The organism is Xanthovirga aplysinae (assembly GCF_009711365.1).
Taxonomy (GTDB): domain Bacteria; phylum Bacteroidota; class Bacteroidia; order Cytophagales; family Cyclobacteriaceae; genus Xanthovirga; species Xanthovirga aplysinae.
This window is the reverse complement of record NZ_SMMB01000460.1, coordinates 1-1733: the sequence shown is the minus strand read 5'-3', so window position 1 is coordinate 1733 and position 1733 is coordinate 1. Positions and strand designations below refer to the sequence as shown.

The following is a 1733-nucleotide window of genomic DNA, read 5'->3' as shown; positions in this document are numbered from 1 at the left end:
TTTTTAGATAAGCCTAAATTTAAGTACTTTTGCGCCTAAACATTTACTTTAGGACATGCTCAGTTTATCCGAAGAGAATTACCTTAAAACCATTTACCACCTTTCAGAAGCTGGAAAATCCGCCGTATCTACAAATGCTATTGCTGAAGCTTTACAAACTAAACCTGCTTCGGTTACGGACATGATTCGGAAATTGAACACCAAAGAATATATCACCTATGTTCGATACAAAGGGGTAAACATCAGTGAGCAAGGAAAAATGGCTGCTTTGATGATCATTAGAAAACACCGCCTATGGGAATTTTTTCTAGTAGATAAGCTAAAGTTTAATTGGGATGAGGTTCATGAAGTTGCCGAACAATTAGAACACATCAAATCTCCCCTTTTAATCCGACGATTAGATGAATTTTTAGGCTTTCCTAAATATGATCCACATGGAGATCCTATTCCTGACGAAAATGGAAAAATGAATATAAGGGTAAAACACCCCTTATGTAAACTAAATATTAATGAAGGAGGAATCATAGCAGCAGTTAAAGATTCTAGTCCCGCCTTCTTACAATATTTGGACAAAGTGGGGGCCTATTTGGGGGCTCATGTACAAATTTTGGATAAAATAGAATTTGATAATTCTTTGGAAATTCAAATCGATCAACAAGCTCCCATTTTCGTTTCTCGAGAAGTTTCAGAAAGTATACTTATTTCTCATGATGAGTAATTGGAAAAAGTTCCTAGTAAATCATAAAGGAGCTTGCATTTGCCTTCCATTCAAAGACCTATTTCAAAAAAGATAACTTAGACAATGAACCAAAGAAATCCATCATACTACCTTTTTTTAACGACTTTGCTCATACCTATTCTCTTTTTGTCCTCTTGTGGGAATGAAAAAAAAGAAAAAACAAAAAGTGAAGGAAAAAAGATAACAGTAGTAACCACCACAGGAATTATTGCAGATGCTGTTAAAAATATTGCCGGGGACTCTGTCGATATCACTGCCCTAATGGGACCTGGGGTAGATCCGCATTTATATAAAGCCACTCAGGGTGACCTGAAAAGGCTAACCGATGCCGACGTGGTCATCTATAATGGTCTGCATTTAGAGGGCAAAATGTCAGAAATTTTGAAAAAATTCAATCGACTCAAACCCGTAATTGCCGTTGCTGATGGTTTAGATTCCACTCAAATAAGAACGGCTCCTGAATTTCAAAATGCTCATGACCCTCATATTTGGTTCAATGTAGCCACTTGGACAAACGGAGTAAATTTTATAAGTCAACAACTTCAAGAGCTCGATCCCAAAAACGCTGAATTTTTCCAAAAAAACACTGAGAAATACATCAGCCAACTCACAGGCCTAGATCAATTTGTCAGAGAGCGAATAAGCCAGATACCCCAACAACAGAGAATATTAATCACTGCTCACGATGCTTTTGGATACTTTGGTGAGGCCTACCAAATTGAGGTCCGTGGACTCCAAGGTCTATCTACTCTTTCTGAGTTTGGACTAAAGGACATCTCTGACCTTGTGGATTTGATTGTAGAAAGAAATATAAAGGCGGTTTTTGTGGAAACTTCCGTATCTCAAAGAGCGATCAAAGCAGTGGTGGACGGTTGCCAAAAAAGAGGTCAGAATGTAATCATTGGTGGCACCCTATATTCAGATGCTTTAGGAGAAGAAAACACACCGGAAGGAACTTATATTGGGATGGTAAAATCTAATGTACAAACCATTG

Annotated in this window: 2 protein-coding genes; both read left to right on the top strand. The window is 37.7% G+C overall.

Annotated features, from left to right (window positions below; all coding sequences use genetic code 11):
- Positions 1-55 precede the first annotated feature (55 nt).
- Positions 56-718: a metal-dependent transcriptional regulator gene (locus E1171_RS01805; protein ID WP_155203491.1), complete on the top strand. Its 663-nt coding sequence runs from the start codon at positions 56-58 to the stop codon at positions 716-718.
- Between the two features lie 84 nt (positions 719-802).
- A partial coding sequence (locus E1171_RS01800) for a metal ABC transporter solute-binding protein, Zn/Mn family (protein WP_155203489.1) occupies positions 803-1733 on the top strand: 931 nt, incomplete at its 3' end.

Bases quoted from the DNA above. Each gene is read 5' to 3' on its own strand.
- E1171_RS01805 (WP_155203491.1), top strand. From the start codon at position 56: ATGCTCAGTTTATCCGAAGAGAATTACCTTAAAACCATTTACCACCTT.